General features: G+C 63.9%; 17 protein-coding genes and 1 tRNA gene. 10 read left to right on the top strand and 8 right to left on the bottom strand.

From position 1 onward, the window contains the following. Positions 1-64 precede the first annotated feature (64 nt). The 3 genes from cgtA to rplU form a co-directional block, all read right to left on the bottom strand. On the bottom strand, positions 65-1,141 hold the full coding sequence (gene cgtA / locus QFZ83_RS03130) for an Obg family GTPase CgtA (protein ID WP_307502533.1): 1,077 nt from the start codon (positions 1,139-1,141) through the stop codon (positions 65-67). A gap of 71 nt (positions 1,142-1,212) precedes the next feature. Beyond that, entirely contained in the window at positions 1,213-1,473 is a 261-nt protein-coding gene (rpmA, locus tag QFZ83_RS03125; RefSeq protein WP_013543198.1) for a 50S ribosomal protein L27, read from the bottom strand. Positions 1,474-1,485: 12 nt separating this feature from the next. Next, entirely contained in the window at positions 1,486-1,797 is a 312-nt protein-coding gene (gene rplU / locus QFZ83_RS03120; RefSeq protein WP_042578903.1) for a 50S ribosomal protein L21, read from the bottom strand. 183 nt (positions 1,798-1,980) lie between these two features. Here rplU and QFZ83_RS03115 point away from each other — a divergent pair, with 183 nt between their 5' ends. The 10 genes from QFZ83_RS03115 (at position 1,981) to QFZ83_RS03070 (ending at position 11,381) form a co-directional block, all read left to right on the top strand. Then, the gene (locus tag QFZ83_RS03115) at positions 1,981-2,973 is read left to right on the top strand and encodes a polyprenyl synthetase family protein (RefSeq protein ID WP_307502529.1); all 993 of its coding nucleotides are present in this window, start codon (positions 1,981-1,983) and stop codon (positions 2,971-2,973) included. 52 nt (positions 2,974-3,025) lie between these two features. Beyond that, a tRNA-Pro gene (locus QFZ83_RS03110) sits at positions 3,026-3,102 on the top strand. Between the two features lie 112 nt (positions 3,103-3,214). After that, a complete protein-coding gene (gene pilB, locus QFZ83_RS03105) occupies positions 3,215-4,948 on the top strand; it encodes a type IV-A pilus assembly ATPase PilB (RefSeq protein ID WP_013543201.1) in 1,734 nt (577 codons plus the stop codon). Between the two features lie 24 nt (positions 4,949-4,972). Continuing rightward, positions 4,973-6,205 (top strand): type II secretion system F family protein, encoded by a 1,233-nt coding sequence (locus QFZ83_RS03100; RefSeq protein ID WP_306881721.1) that lies wholly within the window; start codon positions 4,973-4,975, stop codon positions 6,203-6,205. Next, the gene (locus QFZ83_RS03095; RefSeq protein WP_307502527.1) at positions 6,205-7,170 is read left to right on the top strand and encodes an A24 family peptidase; all 966 of its coding nucleotides are present in this window, start codon (positions 6,205-6,207) and stop codon (positions 7,168-7,170) included. The genes QFZ83_RS03100 and QFZ83_RS03095 overlap by 1 nt, the downstream gene beginning before the upstream one ends. Positions 7,171-7,178: 8 nt before the next feature. Further along, positions 7,179-7,787: a dephospho-CoA kinase gene (coaE, locus tag QFZ83_RS03090; protein ID WP_307512616.1), complete on the top strand. Its 609-nt coding sequence runs from the start codon at positions 7,179-7,181 to the stop codon at positions 7,785-7,787. Between the two features lie 73 nt (positions 7,788-7,860). After that, entirely contained in the window at positions 7,861-9,354 is a 1,494-nt protein-coding gene (locus QFZ83_RS03085; RefSeq protein ID WP_307502524.1) for an MBOAT family protein, read from the top strand. Positions 9,355-9,366: 12 nt separating this feature from the next. Further along, positions 9,367-10,380 carry a hypothetical protein gene (locus tag QFZ83_RS03080; RefSeq protein WP_307502521.1) on the top strand — a complete coding sequence of 338 codons (1,014 nt, stop codon included), beginning with the start codon at positions 9,367-9,369 and terminating at the stop codon, positions 10,378-10,380. Positions 10,381-10,416: 36 nt separating this feature from the next. Further along, positions 10,417-11,172, top strand: a complete 756-nt coding sequence (zapD, locus tag QFZ83_RS03075; RefSeq protein ID WP_306881716.1) for a cell division protein ZapD — start codon at positions 10,417-10,419, stop codon at positions 11,170-11,172. Beyond that, positions 11,169-11,381 carry a DNA gyrase inhibitor YacG gene (locus tag QFZ83_RS03070; protein WP_306881715.1) on the top strand — a complete coding sequence of 71 codons (213 nt, stop codon included), beginning with the start codon at positions 11,169-11,171 and terminating at the stop codon, positions 11,379-11,381. Before zapD ends, QFZ83_RS03070 begins: the two co-directional genes overlap by 4 nt. 20 nt (positions 11,382-11,401) lie before the next feature. Here the strand turns inward: QFZ83_RS03070 and QFZ83_RS03065 are convergent, their stop codons facing one another. From QFZ83_RS03065 to secA, 5 genes are all read right to left on the bottom strand, one after another. Then, complete coding sequence (locus tag QFZ83_RS03065) at positions 11,402-13,348, bottom strand: acyltransferase family protein (RefSeq protein WP_307502519.1); 1,947 nt, start codon at positions 13,346-13,348, stop codon at positions 11,402-11,404. Positions 13,349-13,403: 55 nt separating this feature from the next. After that, entirely contained in the window at positions 13,404-13,862 is a 459-nt protein-coding gene (locus QFZ83_RS03060; RefSeq protein ID WP_307502516.1) for a (deoxy)nucleoside triphosphate pyrophosphohydrolase, read from the bottom strand. Next, positions 13,859-14,734: an ATP-binding protein gene (locus QFZ83_RS03055; RefSeq protein WP_307502513.1), complete on the bottom strand. Its 876-nt coding sequence runs from the start codon at positions 14,732-14,734 to the stop codon at positions 13,859-13,861. The genes QFZ83_RS03060 and QFZ83_RS03055 overlap by 4 nt, the downstream gene beginning before the upstream one ends. Beyond that, on the bottom strand, positions 14,731-15,960 hold the full coding sequence (gene argJ, locus QFZ83_RS03050; RefSeq protein ID WP_307502510.1) for a bifunctional glutamate N-acetyltransferase/amino-acid acetyltransferase ArgJ: 1,230 nt from the start codon (positions 15,958-15,960) through the stop codon (positions 14,731-14,733). The genes QFZ83_RS03055 and argJ overlap by 4 nt, the downstream gene beginning before the upstream one ends. A 165-nt stretch (positions 15,961-16,125) precedes the next feature. After that, positions 16,126-18,912: a preprotein translocase subunit SecA gene (secA, locus tag QFZ83_RS03045; RefSeq protein WP_307502507.1), complete on the bottom strand. Its 2,787-nt coding sequence runs from the start codon at positions 18,910-18,912 to the stop codon at positions 16,126-16,128. Positions 18,913-19,006 lie beyond the last annotated feature (94 nt).

Here is a 19,006-nt window from a genome sequence, read left to right as displayed (position 1 = left end):
TCGTGAATGCTGCTGCTGATTTTGCTATCTATGGAAGGGCATCGGTTCCGATGCCATGCCGCACTCAGGCCGGATCGGGCGGAAGCGGGACAAAGCGAGGATCGATCTCGACCGGCTCCTGTTCCGCCACCTGCTGGGCCTTGACCTGCTGGTAGACGGCCTGCACCAGATGCTCGCAGCCCTCGCGCGTGAGCGCGGATATCTCGAACACAGGGCCCTTGAAGCGCAGGCGCTTGACGAAATCCTTGACCAGCGCCGCGCGCTCGTCGCCGGGCACCATGTCGAGCTTGTTCAGCACCAGCCAGCGCGGCTTGTCGTACAGCGCCGCGTCGTACTTTTTCAGCTCGCCCACGATGGCCTTGGCCTGGGCGACCGGGTCGATGGCGTCGTCGAACGGCGCCATGTCGACCACATGCAGCAGCAGCCGGGTGCGCTGAAGATGGCGCAGGAAGAGGTGGCCGAGGCCGGCCCCCTCGGATGCGCCTTCGATCAGGCCGGGCAGGTCCGCCACCACGAAGCTTTGCTCCGGACCGACGCGCACAACACCGAGATTCGGATGCAGCGTGGTGAAGGGATAGTCCGCGATGCGTGGCCGCGCGTTCGAGATGGCGCTGATCAGCGTCGACTTGCCCGCATTCGGCATACCGAGCAGGCCAACGTCGGCAAGCACCTTCAGTTCGAGCTTCAGGCTTTTCTTTTCACCGGGCCAGCCGGGCGTCTTCTGACGCGGCGCGCGGTTGATGGCGCTCTTGAAGCGCATGTTGCCGAAGCCGCCGTCGCCGCCCTTGGCGATGGTGATGACTTCGCCTTCGGTCAGGAGCTCGTACAGCACTTCGCCCGTTTCGGCGTCGCTGATGATCGTGCCGACCGGCACCTTGAGCGTGATGTCGTCGCCGGCCGCGCCGAACATGTCGGAGCCCATGCCGTGCTCGCCGCGCTTGGCTTCGTGTCGGCGCGAATAGCGGAAATCGACCAAGGTGTTGAGGTTCGAGTCGGCCACCGCGAACACGTGGCCGCCGCGGCCGCCGTCGCCGCCGTTGGGGCCGCCGAATTCCTTGTACTTCTCATGACGGAACGACACGCAGCCGTTGCCGCCATCGCCGGCAGCGATGTCGATGAAGGCTTCGTCGACGAACTTCATGGGATGTCCAGTTTACAAATGAAGAAGCCCCGGCAAAGCGGGGCCTCGGGCTGATCGAAGTGACGCGAGGCTTACGCCGCGGGAGTCACGTTGACCATGTGCTTGTTGAGCGCCCCCTTGTGACCGAACGACACGTGGCCGTCGACCAGGGCGAAGAGCGTGTGGTCCTTGCCCACGCCGACGTTCACGCCGGGGTGGAACTGGGTGCCGCGCTGGCGCACGATGATCGAGCCTGCGCTGATCAGTTCGCCGCCGAAGGCCTTCACGCCGAGCATCTTGGGCTTGGAATCGCGCCCGTTTCGCGTTGAGCCGCCGCCTTTTTTCTGTGCCATGGAATGTGCTCCTTAGCCGGCGATCGCGCCGATTTGCAGTTCGGTGAACTGCTGGCGATGGCCTTGACGTTTCTGATAATGCTTGCGACGGCGCATCTTGAAGATGCCGACCTTGTCGTGCTTGCCGTGCGACAGTACCGTGACTGTCACCGTTGCGCCGGACACCAGGGGCGTACCAACCTTGATTTCAGCGCCGTTTCCGACAGCCAGAACCTGGTCGATCACGATTTCCTGGCCTACGTCCGCAGCAATCTGTTCTACTTTAATTTTTTCGCCGGAAGCAACGCGATACTGCTTGCCACCGGTTTTTATGACCGCGTACATGTATAACCTCTTAGAAATGAGTCTCCGCGGCGAATTCCGCAGAGCCCAAGATTATAGCGCGGTTTGCGGCCGCTAACACCCATTGCCTCCGCCGAGCCCCGGCATGCAGGCAGGCCTCCCTATAATTTGCGCCTTCCGGCCCCTGGGCCGCCCTCATCTTCAGCAGCGCCCCGCGCCCCCGCTTTGCCAGTCCCCGCCGCCGACACCTCCCCCACCGCCACCGTGCTGGACCTGATTGCCGGCGACATGGTCGAAGTCGACCGCGTGATCGCGCGCCGCCTCGATACGGGCGTGCCGCTGGTCAGCCAAGTCTCCCGATACATCATCTCTGCCGGCGGCAAGCGCCTTCGGCCGGCGCTGCTGCTCCTGATGTCGGGCGCACTGGGTTATACGGGCGAGCAGCGCTTCAATCTCGCCGCCGTTGTGGAATTCATTCACACCGCCACTTTGCTGCACGACGATGTGGTCGATGAATCGACGCTGCGGCGTGGTCGTGCGACCGCCAACGAATCGTTCGGCAATCCGGCCAGCGTCTTGGTCGGCGATTTTCTGTACTCGCGCGCTTTTCAGATGATGTTGGATGCAAACAACATTCGCGTCATGGAAATCCTGGCCGAAGCAACCAACGTGATCGCCGAGGGCGAGGTGCTTCAGCTGATGAACATGCATGACGCATCGCTGGACGAAACAGCCTACCTGCGCGTGATCCGATCGAAGACCGCCAAGCTTTTCGAAGCCAGTACTCGGCTCGCGGCCGTGCTGGCCGGCGTCACGCCGGAGGTCGAGGAAGCCTGCGCCACTTATGGGCAGGCACTGGGCACTGCGTTCCAGGTGATCGACGATGTTCTTGATTACGCAGGCGACGCCCATGAAACCGGCAAAAACGTGGGCGACGACCTCCGCGAGGGCAAAACCACACTTCCTCTTATCTTTGCCATGCAGCGAGGCACCCCAGCGCAAAGCGGATTGGTGCGCGCAGCCATCGAAGCCGGCGACACGGCGCAGTTGGGCAAGGTGGTGGAGATCGTTCGCGAAACCGGTGCGCTGGATGCGTCCCGCGCAGCCGCAGCAGCCGAAGCAAAACGCGCAATCGATGCTTTGCGCAACTTTCCATCCAATTCGCATGCTTCCGGTTTGCTACAATTAGCGGCTCAGTTGCTTGAGCGACGTGCCTGAAACACCTCACAAGAGTTGGCATCTAGGACGACTTCTTTTTCTTGCAACCAATCGGGGTGTAGCTTAGCCTGGTAGAGCGCTACGTTCGGGACGTAGAGGCCGGAGGTTCGAATCCTCTCACCCCGACCAGCCTTTGGCTGGCACAAATAATGGCCATGCCTGTTGCTGTGTAGCGATTTACAGCACAGGAGCGATGAGCGATGATCGTGAAGCACTTTCTCACATCTTTTGCATTCGCTGAATGGCCGCTGCCGAACTTCCAGTTAAAGAACTCTCGCAAATCGCTCTCCCGGGCTTGGCGCGTGCTCTCGTTTCGGCCGGCAAGCTGCCCGCAAAGATCGCAGAGGACATTTATCAAAAGTCCCTGAGCGGCCGCACGAGCTTCATCGCCGAACTGACCGGCACCGGCGCCGTCTCGGCAGCGGACCTCGCCCACACGCTTTCCACCGCCTTCGGCGCCCCGCTACTCGATCTCGATGCGATCGATCACCAGCGCCTGCCCAAGGACCTGCTCGATCCGAAGCTGTGCCTCGCATACCGCATCGTCGTTCTCAGTAAGCGCAATAACCGTCTCATTGTTGCGACGGCCGATCCGTCGGACCAGCAGGCGGCCGAAAAGATCAAGTTCGCCTCCCAGATGGGGGTCGACTGGGTCATCGCAGAGTACGACAAGCTCTCGCGAATGATCGAAGCCGCCGCGGCAACTGCGGCGGAGAGCATCAACAGCATCGTCGGCAGCGAATTCGAATTCGACGACGTCAGTGCGGATACATCAGGCGATGTCAGCGAGCAGGCCGTCGCCGAAGTCGAAGATGCGCCGGTCGTGCGCTTTCTGCACAAGATGCTGCTCGACGCAGTCAGCATGCGCGCCTCGGACATCCACTTCGAACCCTACGAGCATCACTACCGTGTTCGTTTCCGGGTCGACGGCGAGCTGCGCGAAATTGCCAGTCCGCCCACGGTCATCAAGGAAAAGCTGGCGTCTCGCATCAAGGTCATCTCCCGGCTCGACATCTCTGAAAAGCGCGTGCCGCAAGACGGCCGCATGAAGCTCAAGATCGGACCGGACCGCGTGATCGACTTTCGCGTGAGCACGTTGCCCACGCTGTTCGGAGAGAAGATCGTGGTTCGTATCCTTGACCCGAGCAGCGCGCGAATGGGCATCGATGCGTTGGGTTACGACGCCGTCGAAAAGGAACGGCTCCTTTATGCGATCGGCCGTCCCTACGGCATGGTGCTCGTGACCGGTCCCACGGGCTCGGGCAAGACGGTGTCGCTCTACACCTGCCTGAACCTGTTGAACCAACCGGGCGTCAACATCGCAACGGCCGAAGACCCGTCCGAAATCAACCTGCCCGGCGTCAACCAGGTCAACGTCAATGAACGGGCCGGGCTGACCTTCGCCGCAGCGCTACGCGCCTTCCTGCGCCAGGATCCCGACATCATCATGGTCGGCGAAATTCGCGACCTGGAAACTGCCGACATCTCGATCAAGGCCGCGCAGACCGGCCACTTGGTGCTCTCGACGCTGCACACCAACGACGCGCCGACCACGCTCACGCGCATGCGCAACATGGGCATCGCGCCATTCAACATCGCATCGAGCGTGATTCTCATCACTGCACAGCGACTGGCACGGCGGCTGTGCACCGTGTGCCGCGTGCCTATCGACATTCCGCGTGAAGCGCTGCTCGATGCCGGCTTCAAGGAAGCGGACCTGGATGGCACCTGGAAGCCCTATCGCCCAGTCGGTTGCTCTGCGTGCAGCAGCGGCTACAAGGGCCGAGTCGGCATCTATCAGGTGATGCCGATCACCGAGGCTATCCAGGAAATCATCCTGCGCGATGGCAGCGCGCTCGACATCGCGCAGCAATCCGAAGCCGAGGGCGTGCGTTCGCTGCGCCAGTCGGGCCTCGCAAAAGTCAAGCAGGGCCTCACTTCACTCGAAGAAGTGGTGGCCTGCACCAATGAATAACGAACACTGAATACCGGAGATCGAATGGCAACAGTGGCATCCTCCCGCTCCTCCCAGGTCACGCACAAGGAATTTGTCTTCGAGTGGGAAGGCAAGGACCGAAACGGCAAGCTGGTGCGCGGCGAACTTCGGGCCGCAGGCGAAAACCAGGTGCAGGCCGCGCTGCGACGTCAGGGGGTGCTCGCGAGCAAGATCAAGAAGCGCCGCATGCGCTCGGGCAAGGCCATCAAGCCCAAGGACATCGCGATCTTCACGCGCCAATTGGCGACGATGATGAAGGCTGGCGTGCCATTGCTTCAGTCCTTCGACATCGTTGGACGCGGCAATGCGAATGCCAGCGTTGCGAAGCTGCTCAACGACATCCGCAGCGACGTGGAGACAGGTACATCCCTCTCTGCAGCCTTCCGCAAGTTCCCCAAGTATTTCGACAACCTGTACTGCAATCTGGTGGAAGCAGGCGAAGCAGCCGGCATCTTGGAGGATCTGCTGGACCGTCTTGCCACCTACATGGAGAAGACGGAAGCGATCAAGTCCAAGATCAAGTCGGCCTTGATGTATCCGACTTCCGTTGTCGTTGTCGCGTTCGTGGTGGTCGCGATCATCATGATCTTCGTGATTCCAGCCTTCAAGCAGGTATTCACGTCATTCGGCGCTGACCTGCCGGCGCCAACGCTGTTCGTGATGGCCATGAGCGAGTTCTTCGTTTCTTACTGGTGGCTGATCTTCGGGGGCATCGGCGGCGGGCTCTACTTTTTCATGCAGGCATGGAAGCGCAACGAGCGCATGCAGAAGTTCATGGACCGCCTGGTTCTGCGCATTCCGATTTTTGGCACGTTGATTGAAAAATCCTGCATCGCACGTTGGACGCGAACGCTTGCCACGATGTTTGCTGCCGGCGTGCCCCTGGTCGAAGCCCTGGATTCGGTGGGAGGCGCTTCCGGCAACTCCGTCTACGGCGATGCCACGGCCAAGATCCAGCAGGAAGTCTCGACAGGCACCAGCCTCACCGCGGCCATGACCAACGTCAATCTTTTCCCCTCGATGGTGATCCAGATGACCGCCATCGGCGAGGAGTCCGGCTCCATCGACCACATGCTGGGCAAGGCTGCGGACTTCTACGAATCCGAAGTGGACGACATGGTCGCCGGCCTCTCCAGCCTGATGGAACCCATCATCATCGTGTTCCTCGGCACCATCATCGGCGGCATCGTGGTGTCGATGTACCTGCCCATCTTCAAGCTCGGCCAAGTCGTCTGATGCCGGTTTCGCAAGGGTTCGACGCCGTCCTGGCCGGCGTGCTGGGGCTATTGATCGGCAGCTTCCTGAACGTCGTGATCTACCGAACGCCGGTCATGATGTATCGCGAGTGGCTGTCCGATGCCGTCGCCAACCTGATGACGTCGAAGGATGTGCCCTCGCTTTGGTCGCTGGTCTTCGGCCCAAAGGCCACGCCGCCCGAGGGACTCGAGGCGGCAGCAGACAAGGCCGCCGTTGCCATCGAGCAGCTTCCGCCGTTCGACCTCACCCGCCCCGCCTCGCGCTGCGGCGCCTGCGGCCACAAGATCCGCTGGTACCAGAACATCCCTGTTCTGAGCTACCTGTTCCTGCGCGGCCGCTGCGCATCGTGCAAGACCTCGATCAGCCCGCGTTATCCGTTGGTCGAACTGGTCACCGGCGCCCTCTTCGCCCTGTGTGGCTGGCGCTTCGGCATTACGCCGACCGGCGCGCTGTGGGCAGCGTTCGCCGCGCTGCTGATCTGCCAGTTCCTGATTGACTTCGACACCCAGTTCCTGCCCGATTCGCTGAACTACGCCCTGCTCTGGCTCGGCCTCATTGGCGCAGCCATGGGCTGGACCGGTGTCCCCCTGAGCTCGGCCGTGTGGGGCGCCGTGTTCGGTTACCTGAGCCTCTGGCTTGTGTACCATGCCTACCGCCTCGTCACGGGCAAGGAAGGCATGGGTTATGGGGACTTCAAACTGCTTGCGGCATTGGGTGTCTGGCTCGGGGCCGACTACCTCATCGCCATCATCCTTGTCTCTTCGCTGGTGGGCGCGGTGATCGGTCTCACGCTGCGTTTCGTCGGCAAGCTGGCGCACAAGGACATCCCGATCGCCTTCGGGCCCTTCCTGGCAGGTGCGGGCCTCGTCTGCCTGGTGATCGGTCCCGAACTCGTGAGGCAATGGGTCCCCTTCGCGTTTCCTCTCGGCGCGCTGATCCATTGACACCACACATGGTGCGGCGCATCGGCCTCACGGGCGGCATCGGAAGCGGCAAGAGCACTGTGGCCGGGCTGCTGGTCGCTCAAGGCGCCGTGTTGGTCGACACCGATGCGATCGCGCGCAGCATCGCGCAAGCTGGCGGCATCGCGATGCCGGCCCTGGAGGCCGCATTCGGTCGCAGCGTCATCGCCCCGGACGGCGGCCTTGACCGGGCCGCCATGCGCCAGATCGTGTTCGCCGATGCAGACGCCAAGCGCCGCCTCGAGTCCATCCTGCACCCACTGATCGGCACCGAAACCCAGCGCCAAGCCGCAGCCGCCGGCGAAGACGCCGTGGTGGTGTTCGATGTACCGCTGCTTGTCGAATCCGGGCGCTGGCGCGCGATCGTGGACCGGGTGCTGGTCGTCGACGCCACCGAAGCCACCCAGCGCCTGCGCGTCGTCGCGCGCTCGGGCTGGACGCCCGAAGCGGTCAATGCGGTGATCGCCCAGCAGGCCCCGCGCCGGTTGCGCCGGGCTGCCGCGGACGCGGTCATCTTCAACGAGTCAATGACGCTCGCGGAACTCGAAACCGAGGTGCGGGGTCTCTGGAAGCAGTGGGCTGCGGCCACCACGCGATAATCCGAGACCTGCCGCCGCCGCGGCTGCATAACGATTACGACAAAAAGGCGCTCGCCGCAGTGCCCTCCCCGAGATGCTTTTCAACTCGTATCCCTTCATTTTTGTCTTTTTCCCGCTGGTCCTGATCGGGTTCTTTCTGATCGGCAAGCGCAACGCCCGCGCCGCAGCCGGCTTCCTCGCACTGGCTTCGCTCTTCTTCTACGGCTGGTGGAGCGTGCAGGCCCTGCCGCTGCTCTTGGGCTCGATCTGCGTCAACTACTGGTTCGGCCTGCACCTGTCGCCCGCGCCGGGCCGCGACGACCGCAAGCGCAAGACGCTGCTGATTGCAGCACTGGTGGTCAACCTGGGCGTGCTGGCCGTCTTCAAGTACGCCAACTTCTTCCTTGAAAATGTCGACGCCGGGCTGGTCGCGGCGGGCCTCACGCCCATCGAGCTGGTGCACATCGTGCTGCCGATCGGCATCTCGTTCTATACCTTCACGCAGATCGCCTTCTTGGTCGACTGCTGGCAGGGCAAGGTGCACGAGCGCAGCTTCATCCATTACCTGCTGTTCGTGACCTACTTCCCGCACCTGATCGCGGGCCCAGTGCTGCATCACGCGCAGATGATGCCGCAGTTCGCGAACAGCGCCACCTACCGGCTCGACCCGAACAAGGTGGCGATCGGCATCGCAATCTTCGTCTTCGGCCTCGCCAAGAAACTCCTGATCGCCGACCCCCTGGGCCAGTACGCCGACATGATGTTCAACGGCGTGCACAAGGGCATCGAGCCCACGCTGTACACCGCGTGGTTCGGTGCGCTGGCCTACACGCTGCAGATCTATTTCGACTTCTCGGGCTATTCGGACATGGCGGTGGGCCTGTCGCTGTGCCTTGGCGTGCAGCTGCCGCTCAACTTCCGCTCGCCCTACAAGTCGACCAACATCATCGAGTTCTGGCGCCGCTGGCACATCTCGCTGTCGACGTTCCTGCGCGACTACCTCTACGTGCCGCTGGGCGGCAACCGCAAGGGTCCGGCGCGACGCTACCTGAACCTGTTCCTCACGATGCTGCTGGGCGGCCTCTGGCACGGCGCCGCGTGGACCTTCGTGATCTGGGGCGCCCTGCACGGCATCTTCCTCATGATCAACCACCTCTGGAACGCCAAGGTGCGGCGCAACGCGACGCCCGGCCGCATCGCCCGCGTGCTCGGCTGGTTCCTGACCTTCCTGTGCGTGGTGATCGCCTGGATCGTCTTCCGGGCCGACGGCATGCACACGGCCATGGCCATCTACAAGGGCATGCTCGGCCTGCACGGTGCGCCGCCGTCGGCGTTCAGCGAGCTGGGCCCGGTGCCGTTCCGCAAGCCCGAGTTCTTCCAGACCCTGCTGGTGGGCATCGTCATCTGCCTGGCGCTGCCGCCGACGATCACGCTGGAGCGCTGGATTCCGCATCCGAAGGCCGTGGCAGGCCGCCCGGCCATGGCGTGGCTCTGCACCGCGGTCCTGGCCATCGGCACCTTCGCGCTGTTCGCCTGGTGCGTCTCGAAGCTGGGCAACTACAGCCCGTTCCTCTACTTCCAATTCTGATTCGACATGACGATGCCCGCGAAAGTCTGGCTGCGGTTCTTCTTCATCGGCTACATCGTGCTGATGGGGCTGTGGATCGTTTCGCTGACCAGCCCCATTCCCTACGGCGACCTGACGCGCATCGGGCGGCTGTCCGAGCGTGAATTCGGCTGGACCGCCCCGCCCCCGAAGGTCGACCCCGCATTGCTCAAGGGCACGCCGGTCGATCAGGCCGACGTCATGGTCATCGGCGACAGCTTCTCCATGACCTTCCGCTGGCAGTCGAAGCTGGTTGCGGCAGGCTATCGCGTCTCGACCAGCTACTGGGGTCAGTACGAAAACGCGCTGTGCGGCGACTTCGACCAATGGATCCAGCGCTCGGGCTTCAAGGGCAAGTTGATCATCATCGAGAGCGTCGAGCGCCTGCTGGGCGACCGCACCAAAGACAGCGCGAAGTGCCAGAAGATGCGCATGCCCTACGACGCCATGCCGCATCCGCTCGTCAAGCCGGACGAGACCGTGCCCGACCCAGCGCCCAACTGGAACGTCCAGTTCATGACCGGCATCACCACGTACTACAACACGTGGAAAGCGAAAAAGTCTGCAACCGACACCTACTTCGACTGGAACACCTGGGTGCGTCCGGTGCCGAATGGCTGCAAGTATTTCTCGCATCACGCATGCGACAAGATGCCCTTCTTCGCCGAGGACGAGGACAACGGTCCGCTCACCCTCGCGCACCTCGATTGGATGAAGAATTTCACAGCGGCGCACACGGCCATCCCGATCATGTGGATGGTGATTCCCAACAAGACCACCGTGTACCTGAAGCCCGACTACTCGAAGGATTTCGAAACGGGCTTCCGCGAATCGAAGCTGACGGGCCCCGACCTCTTCGCTTTTACACGTGAGAAACACTCTCAGGTTCGCGATTTCTATTTCTCGAACGACACTCACATGTCGATGCACGGACAGCTCCTGCTCGGCGACCGCATGCTGGCCGCCGTGCGCGAGGTGCTTCCGACGCCCCCTTCCAAATCACCCTGAAGTTATGATCCCGCGACAGGAAACCGGCAAACACGCGTGATCCTTTACGAGTACCCCTTCAACGAGCGCATCCGCACCTACCTGAGGCTGGAACACCTGTTCCGTCGCCTCGGGGAACTGGTGCCCTCGGAATCGCCGCTGTCCCATCACTACGCCCTGGTCACGATCTTCGAGATCATGGACGTGGCGGCGCGCGCCGATCTCAAAGCCGATGTGCTGCGTGATCTCGACAAGCACAAGAACGTCTTCAACAGCTACCGGGGCAATCCGGCCATCGCTGAAACCGTGCTCGACCAGGTGGTCGGCCAGCTCGAAGGCAACTTCGCGGCGCTCAACGGCGTCACTGGCAAGGCGGGCCAGTCGCTGACGGAGAACGAGTGGCTCATGAGCATCCGCAGCCGTGCCGGCATTCCGGGCGGCACCTGCGAGTTCGACCTCCCCGCCTACTACGCTTGGCAGCACCGCACGCCGGCCAGCCGCCGCGCGGACCTGGAGCGCTGGTCGAACACGCTCTCGCCGCTGGCCTCCTCCATCTACCTCTTGCTCAAGCTGCTGCGCGACGCCGATGTACCCTACAAGGTCATTGCCACGCACGGGCAGTTCCAGCAGAACCTGCCGCAGGGGCGCAGCTTTCAGTTGCTGCGCCTGCGCATCGATCCCCGGCTGGGCCTGGTCCCCGAAATCAGCGGCAATCGCCTCATGGTTTCGGTCCGGCTCATGCGGCACGAGGCCGACGACCGGTTGCACCAGAGCACGGAAGACGCGCCCTTCGAACTGACGCTTTGCGCATGACCGGGAAGGTGAACGACAAAGGCGAGCGGATCGTGCGCTGCCCCGCATGCGGGGGCGACAGCATCTACGCACCCTCGAACGCCTACCGGCCGTTTTGCAGCGCGCGCTGCAAGGGCGTCGATCTCGGCGCCTGGGCCAGCGAGGAATTCCGGATGCCCGCCGAAGCACCGCCAGACGACGATCCGTTCGGCGACCCCAAGCTTCAGTAAGTAGGCAGAGCGCCACCGCTTCAGCGGCCGCCGTCCCCGAGAAACACCTTGTCCAGATAGCCCGCGTGCTCCCGCACGTAGAAGGGCCGCAGGTGCTCGCGGTCCTTGTACACCGGCGTGCCGTCCGGCATGGACCGAACGCACTCACCCGATTCGCAAAGCTGCGCCAGCACGTCGATGGCCTCCGCGCCGCTCGATGCAGCAATGCGCTTCAACCGCTCGTTGAGCTGCGCCTGCTCAGGCGGCAGCGGGCCAGTGGTGGTGCTGGTCAGCGCCGTCATCTGCCCCATGCGGCTGCCTTCGATCAGGCGGCGCGGCTCGAACTCCACGCTGCGCGCGTTGTCCAGTAGCAGATACACCTTCTTCTTGCTCTGGACCAGCGTGGTCAGCAGCTTTTCGAGCGCGTCGAGCGAGCGTCCGAGCCCCGGGCCACCGTTGTTGATCGGATAGGCCGAGGCACCGTCCTGAAAGTAGAAAGCCAACGGGAAATTCCCGGTGAAGTAGCAGTTCCAGCAGGCGCCCACGACGACCGCGTCGATCTGCGGGTCCAGCGCCAGTTCGAGCATGCCGGTGCGCGCCTTGTCGCAGCCTTCGTTGCCGTCCGACAGCACGCCCGGCACGGGTGGGCAGGCACCGTAGGTCGCGAAGTACGCCGTGGCCATCTCCCCGGGCGCGCTGCGTGCGAGTTCCAATGCGCGCGGCGCGTACTGCTGCACATGGCTGTCGCCGATCAGCAGCACCTTGCGCGCGCCGTTGCCGGTGCGCTCGACCTTGTGCGCGCCGAGCTTTTCCTGCTTGAAGCCGTCGTAGTAGTTGTCGTCCACCGTGGCATCGGTCACCTTGCGCAGCAGGTCGCTGCCGTTGCGCGGCGGCATGCCGCCCAGCGCCAGCACGCCGACCAGCGCGACCGCCACGCCGGAACCCGCCAGCGTGCGCAGCATGCCGACGTTCGTGCGCGCACGGGTGAAACGTTCAAGAAAACGGTAGGTGGCCCACGCCAGCAAGACGCTCGCGACCACCGCGCCCGCACGCACCCACGCCGACGGATGACCCTCCTCCACGATCCGCGCGTACACCAGCAGCGGCCAGTGCCACAGGTAGAGCGGATAGCTGATGAGGCCGATCCACACCATCACCCGGTTCGACAGCACGTACTTGTTCAGCACCCCGGTCGGACCAGCCGCAATGCAGCTCACCGCCCCCAGCGTCGGCAGGAGCGCCCACCAGCCCGGGAAGGCCTTGTCGCTGCGCGTCATCACGAGCCCCAGCACGATCAGCCCCACACCGAGCACCGACTGGAGATGGCTGCGCCACACGTTCGGCGCGACAGGCTTCAGCCGCATGCACGCCAGGATGCCACCCACCATCAGTTCCCAGAAGCGCGACAGCGGCGAATAGAACGCCGCCTCGCGGAATGGATGGATCGTCGTCACATTGACCAGGAACGACGCCACGGCGATCACCCACAGCAGCCGCACCATCGGCCAGCGCCGACGCCACGCCACGCCCAGCAGCAGCGGCCAGAAAATATAGAACTGCTCCTCGATGCCCAGTGACCAGAGATGCAGCAGTGGCTTGGTCTCGGCCGCGGTATCGAAGTACCCCGACTCGCCCCAGAAGATGAAGTTGGCCACGAAGGCGGCACCGCCCGCCGCCTGCTTGCCGAGCTCGGCAAACTCCCGTGGCAACAGCGCATACCAGCCGAAGGCCAGCGTGGCGGCCAGCACCAGCATCAGCGCCGGGAAGATTCGCCGGATGCGCCGCGCATAGAAGTCGCGGTAGCTGAAGTCGCTCGCCGCGTGGCTCTGCATGATGATCGTCGTGATCAGGAAGCCCGAGATCACGAAGAAGATGTCGACCCCGATGAAGCCGCCGGGCAGCGCATCGGGGAACGCGTGGAACGCCAGCACCGACGCGACGGCGACGGCGCGCAGGCCGTCGATGTCGGGGCGGTACTTGGGATGCATCTTCGGGGTCAGGCCTCGAGCGACTTGCGGCCGTCGTGGCGGCCGGTCGACCCCATCAGGCCAGCGTAGAGACGGCCAGCGCCGCCGACGCGGGCAGACCACGCTCCTGCACCAGCCATTCGAGCACCGGCAGCGCACCCGGCAGCACAGGCGCCACATCGAGCGGCAATTGCTGCCACGCCATCGCCTGACCTTCGCGCATCTCGAACTCGCCGGTCCAGGCGGTCACCTTGCACCAGTGCAGGCGCACCAGCGCATGCGGATAGTCGTGCTCCGTGACCTTCCAGACCGAAGCGCCTTCGATGGTGATGCCGAGCTCTTCCTGCAGTTCGCGCCGCAGGGCTTCTTCAACCGTTTCACCGGCTTCGATCTTGCCGCCCGGAAACTCCCAGTAGCCCGCGTAGGCCTTGCCTTCGGGGCGGGTCGAGAGCAGCAGCGCATCGTCGGCGAGACGGATCAGCACACCGACCGCGACCTCGGTGTGCTTGCGCGCACCCTTGTCTTCTGCGTTCACGCGGCACCCCGGCCCGCGTAGTCGCGGGCGAACTGATAAGCCACGCGGCCGCTGCGCGAACCGCGCTCGAGCGCCCAGACCAGCGCTTCGGGCCGCGCCGCCTCGATGGCGGCCTTGTCCACGCCGAACGACGAGAGCCACTGCCCCACGATCGTCAGGTATTCGTTCTGGCTGAACGGGTAGAAGCTCACCCAGAGGCCGAAGCGCTCGGACAGCGAAATCTTCTCCTCGATCACCTCGCCCGGGTGGACTTCGCCGTCCTCGGTGTGGGTGTAGCTGAGGTTGTCCTTCATGTACTCGGGCAGCAGGTGGCGCCGGTTGCTGGTCGCGTAAATCAGCACATTGGGCGTGGATGCCGCGATCGATCCGTCCAGGATCGACTTCAGCGCCTTGTAGCCCGGCTCGCCCTCGTCGAAGCTCAGGTCGTCGCTGAAAACGATGAACTTCTCGGGACGCAGCGAGACCACCTCGACGATGTCGGGCAGGTCGACCAGCTCGGCCTTGTCGACCTCGATGAGGCGCAGCCCCTGCGGCGCATAGGCCTGCAGGCAGGCGCGGATCAGCGACGACTTTCCCGTGCCGCGCGCGCCAGTCAAGAGCACGTTGTTGGCCGGCTTGCCTTCGACGAACTGGCGCGTGTTGCGCTCGATCTTTTCCTTCTGGACGTCGATTTCCTTGAGCGAATCGAGCGCCATCGTGGCCACATGCTTCACCGGCTCCAGCACGCCATGGCCGGAGTTGCGGCGGCGGTAGCGCCAGGCGATGGAGGCGTTCCAGTCCGCCGGTGCCGACAGCGGTTGCGGCAGGATCGATTCGATGCGGGTAATGAGCTGCTCGGCGCGCTCGATCAGCTTCTGGAACTGCTCGTTCATGACCTGTAGTCGGCGTTGATGGTCACGTATTCGTGGCTGAAGTCGCAGGTCCACACCGTTTCGCTCGCGTTGCCGCGGCCGAGGCCGACGCGCACCGTGATCTCGCTCTGCTTCATCACGCGCTGGCCGTCTTCCTCGCGGTACGACGGGTTGCGCCCGCCTTTGACCGCCACGTGCACGTCGTCGAGGAACAGGTCGATGCCGGTCTGGTCGAGGTCGGCGATGCCCGCATAACCGACGGCGGCCAGGATGCGGCCCAGGTTCGGGTCGCTGGCATAGAACGCGGTCTTCACCAGCGGCGAATGCGCGATCGCATAGGCCACCTGCTTGCACTCGGCAGCATCGCGGCCGCCTTCGACCTGGATGGTGATGAACTTGGTCGCACCTTCGCCATCGCGCACGATGGCCTGCGCCAGGAGACGCGCCACGTTCTGCATGGCCGCCACCAGCGCCTGACCGTCAGCGGATTCGAGCGAGGTGATGGTCGCGTGCGCCGCCTTCTGCGTGGCAATGACGACGAACGAATCGTTGGTCGAGGTGTCGCCGTCGATGGTCACGCGGTTGAACGAGCCATCGGCCAGCAGCTTGGCGAGCGGCTGGATCAGCGACGGATCGATCTTCGCGTCGGTCGCCATGAAGCCGAGCATGGTCGCCATGTTCGGGCGGATCATGCCGGCGCCCTTGCTGATGCCGGTGATGGTGACGGTGGCGCCGCCGATCTGGACCTTCTGGCTGAACGCCTTGGGGATCGTGTCGGTGGTCATGATGCCTTCGGCGGCACGTGCCCAGTGATTTTCCGAAGCGTCAGCCAGCGCTGCGCGCAGCCCGGCTTCGATGCGGTCCACCGGCAGCGGCTCCATGATCACGCCGGTCGAGAACGGCAGGATTTGCTCGGGCGCGATCTCCAGCTTGCGCGCGAGCGCGATGCAGGTGGAGCGCGTGCGCATCAGGCCGTCTTCGCCCGTGCCGGCGTTGGCGTTGCCGGTGTTGATCACCATTGCGCGGATGCCGTAGTTGGCAGCCAGGTGATCGCGGCAGACCTGCACCGGCGCTGCGCAAAAGCGGTTCTGGGTGAACACCCCACCGACCGCAGAGCCTTCGTCGATCAGCACGACGGTCAGGTCCTTGCGGTTGGCCTTTCGAACGCCCGCTTCGGCTACGCCGATGCGGACGCCGGGCACCGCGAACAAGGCAGCGGGATCAGGGGCGGACAGGTTCACGGGCATGGCACTTATTCCTTCTTGCGTATCAACTTTTCACCGGCACCGACAAGACACACTCTCCGTCGCCAGAAATACCGCGGAACCGGCTTTGCCGGGCCGCTGGTATTGCCCCCGGCGAGGGGGTTGGCGGCCACACGAAGTGGGCAAGCCTGGGGGAGAGCTTTGTCCTCAGCTCAGCTTGCCGTGGCATTGCTTGTATTTCTTGCCACTGCCGCAAGGGCACGGGTCGTTGCGGCCGACGCGCGCGAAGGCGGCGGCTTCGGCGCTCAGGGCGCCCGCACCGATGGCCGCGAGGCGGCGCTGGTTGTCCTCGTCGACGCGCACCTCGACTTCGCCGGTCTCGGTCGGCGCGGAGTAGGTGATGTTGGCCACGTTCTCGCCACGACTTTCCATGGCTTCGGCGGCTTCCTCGAGCTGCTCGCCCGACTGCACGCGCACCGTCATGAGTTGGCGCGTGACTTCGTTCTTCACCGAGTCGAGCAACTGGCCGAAGAGCTCGAAGGCTTCGCGCTTGTATTCCTGCTTGGGCTGCTTTTGCGCATAGCCGCGCAGGTGGATGCCCTGGCGCAGGTAGTCGAGCGAGGCCAGGTGTTCGCGCCAGTGGGTGTCGATGCTCTGCAGCAGCACCATGCGCTCGAACTGGGTGAAGTTTTCCTGGCCGATCAGCGCCACCTTGGCGTCGAAGGCTTCGTTGGCGGCCTTGACCACCTTCTCGAGCACGTCCTCGTCGGAGATCGCGTCGGAGGCCTCGACCTCCTTCTTGATCGGCATGTCCAGGCCCCACTCGTTGAAGAGCGCTTTCTCGAGCCCTTCCAGGTCCCACTGCTCCTCGACCGATTCGGCCGGCACGTACTGCCGCACCACGTCCATGAAGCAGCCTTCGCGCAGCGCGGCGATCTGCGCCGTGAGGTCGGTTGCATCGAGGATGTCGTTGCGCTGCTGGTAGATCACCTTGCGCTGGTCGTTCGACACGTCGTCGTATTCGAGCAATTGCTTGCGGATATCGAAGTTGCGCGCCTCGACCTTGCGCTGCGCGCTCTCGATGCTGCGGGTGACGATGCCGGCCTCGATGGCCTCGCCGTCGGGCATCTTCAGGCGATCCATGATCGCCTTCACGCGGTCACCCGCGAAGATGCGCATCAGCGGATCGTCCAGGCTCAGGTAGAAGCGCGAAGAACCCGGGTCGCCCTGTCGGCCCGAACGGCCGCGCAGCTGGTTGTCGATGCGGCGCGACTCGTGGCGTTCGGTGGCAATGATGCGCAGGCCGCCGAGCGACTTGACGAATTCATGGTCCTTGGTCCACTCGGCACGCACGTGCGCGATGTCGGCCTGCTTGGTCGCTTCGTCGCGGCCTTCGTCGTTCTCGATGGCCTCGATCATCTTCTCGATGTTGCCGCCCAGCACGATGTCGGTGCCGCGGCCGGCCATGTTGGTCGCGATGGTGATCATCTTCGTGCGGCCGGCCTGCGCCACGATGTCGGCTTCGCGCGCATGCTGCTTGGCGTTGAGCACCTGGTGCGGCAGCCCCGCCTGCGTGAGCAGGCCGTCGATGATTTCGGAGTTCTCGATGGACGAGGTGCCCACCAGCACTGGCTGGCCGCGCTCGTAGCACTCGCGGATGTCTTGAATAGCCGCTTCGTACTTCTCGCGCGTCGTCTTGTAGACGCGGTCGAGTTGGTCTTCGCGCTTGCTGATGCGGTTGGGCGGAATGATGACCGTCTCGAGACCGTAGATTTCCTGGAACTCGTAGGCCTCGGTGTCGGCCGTGCCGGTCATGCCGGCCAGCTTGCCGTACAGGCGGAAGTAGTTCTGGAAGGTGATCGAGGCCATCGTCTGGTTCTCGGCCTGGATCTCGACGCCTTCCTTGGCTTCCACGGCCTGGTGCAGGCCGTCGCTCCAGCGGCGGCCCGTCATGAGGCGGCCGGTGAATTCGTCGACGATGGTCACTTCGCCCTGCTGCACCACGTAGTGCTGGTCGCGGTGGTAGAGGTGACGAGCACGCAGCGCCGCATTCAGGTGATGCATCAGCGTGATGTTGGCCGGGTCGTAAAGCGACGCGCCTTCGGGAATCAGCTTGAGCTCGCCCAGGATGCGTTCGGCGTTCTCATGGCCGTCTTCGGTCAGGAAGACCTGGTGCGTCTTCTCGTCGACCGTGAAGTCGCCCGGCACCGTGACGCCTTCGCCCGTGCGCGGGTCGGCTTCGCCTTCCTGCTTCTTGAGCAGCGGCACCACCTTGTTGATGGCGAGGTAGAGGTCGGTGTGGTCTTCGGCCTGGCCGCTGATGATCAGCGGCGTGCGGGCTTCGTCGATCAGGATCGAGTCCACCTCGTCGACGATCGCGAAGTTCAGCACGCGCTGGACCCGGTCGCCCGGCTCGTACACCATGTTGTCGCGCAGGTAGTCGAAGCCGTACTCGTTGTTCGTGCCGTACGTGATGTCGCTGCCGTAGGCTTCCTGCTTCTCTTCCCGCGGCATCTGCGGCAGGTTGATGCCCACCGTGAGGCCCAGGAAGTTGTAGAGCCGGCCCATCCACTTGGCATCGCGGCTGGCGAGGTAGTCGTTCACCGTGACCACGTGCACGCCCTTGCCGGACAGCGCATTCAGGTACACCGGCAGCGTGGCGGTCAGCGTCTTGCCTTCGCCAGTGCGCATTTCGGAAATCTTGCCGTTGTGCAGCGCCATGCCGCCGAGCAGCTGGACGTCGAAGTGGCGCATCTTCATGATGCGCTTGGAGCCTTCGCGCACCGTGGCAAAGGCCTCCGGCAGCAGGGCGTCGAGCGATTCGCCCTTGGCCACCCGGTCCTTGAACTCCTGCGTCTTCGCGCGCAGCGCGTCGTCACTGAGCTTCTCGAACTCGGGTTCGAGCGCATTGATGCGTTCCACCGTCTTGCGATACTGCTTGAGGAGCCGGTCGTTGCGGCTGCCGAAGATCTGGGTCAGGAAGTTGGTTGCCATTGGGTGGAGATGGGCGGGCGCCTGACACGACAGGCACTGCGACCGGATTCCCTAAGATATGGTGAAAGCAGTTGGGCGCGCTCGTTTCGAAATC

The organism is Variovorax sp. W1I1, assembly GCF_030815625.1.
In the GTDB taxonomy this organism is placed as follows: Bacteria; Pseudomonadota; Gammaproteobacteria; order Burkholderiales; family Burkholderiaceae_C; genus Variovorax; species Variovorax paradoxus_C.
The sequence above is the reverse complement of the archived record's forward strand: the minus strand, read 5'-3'. Positions and strand labels throughout refer to the sequence as shown.